We start from the raw sequence: 1,112 nt of genomic DNA on the forward strand, positions 1-1,112 counted from the left end.
CAGTGCGATGCCATCGTGCAGGCACCTGCACCTTCGCGGCCCATCGAGTGGGGTATCGCCGGACCGGGGCTGCTGGCCCGCGTGCTGACCTCGAAGTATGCAGAGCACACCCCGCTGTATCGCCAGTCAGAAATATACGGCCGGCAAGGTGTGGAGCTGAGCCGTTCACTGCTGTCGGGCTGGGTGGATGCATGCTGCCGGCTGCTGTCTCCGCTGGAAGAGGCGCTTCATGGCTATGTGCTGACTGACGGTAAGCTCCATGCTGATGACACGCCTGTCCCGGTGCTGTTGCCAGGCAATAAGAAAACGAAGACCGGGCGGTTATGGACCTACGTTCGTGACGACCGTAACGCCGGGTCAACGCTGGCGCCGGCGGTGTGGTTCGCTTACAGCCCGGACAGAAAAGGCATCCATCCGCAGACCCATCTTGCGGGGTTCAGTGGTGTACTGCAGGCGGATGCATACGCCGGGTTCAACGAGCTGTACCGGGATGGCCGGATAACGGAAGCCGCCTGTTGGGCTCACGCCCGCCGTAAAATCCACGATGTGCACGTTCGCACCCCGTCAGCCCTGACGGAGGAAGCGCTGAAACGGATCGGCGAACTGTACGCCATCGAGGCAGAGATAAGGGGAATGACGGCGGAGCAGCGCCTTGCCGAACGTCAGTTGAAAACGAAACCGCTGCTGAAATCCCTGGAAAGCTGGCTGCGTGAAAAGATGAAAACCCTGTCGCGACACTCAGAACTGGCGAAAGCGTTCGCATACGCCCTGAACCAGTGGCCGGCGCTGACGTACTATGCAGATGATGGCTGGGCTGAGGCGGACAATAACATCGCTGAAAATGCGTTGCGGATGGTCAGTCTGGGCCGCAAAAACTACCTGTTCTTCGGTTCGGATCATGGAGGAGAGCGGGGAGCGCTGCTGTACAGCCTGATCGGGACGTGCAAACTGACCGGAGTGGAGCCAGAAAGCTACCTCCGCTATGTCCTTGCCGTCATAGCCGACTGGCCGATAAACCGGGTCGGCGAACTGCTCCCCTGGCGCGTAGCACTGCCGACTGAATAACACATCCCCGTCAATACGGTTCTTGCTGCACGCTTACACTTATCTGA

Annotated in this window: 1 protein-coding gene; it reads left to right on the forward strand. The window is 59.8% G+C overall.

Annotated elements, in window-relative coordinates:
- On the forward strand, positions 1 to 1,065 hold a 1,065-nt coding region (gene tnpC, locus K1I94_RS11245; RefSeq protein ID WP_223315338.1), incomplete at its 5' end, for an IS66 family transposase.
- Positions 1,066 to 1,112: the final 47 nt, after the last annotated feature.

Origin of the sequence: Streptococcus sanguinis, from assembly GCF_019929145.1 — a bacterium.
GTDB classification, from domain to species: Bacteria; Bacillota; Bacilli; order Lactobacillales; family Streptococcaceae; genus Streptococcus; species Streptococcus sanguinis_U.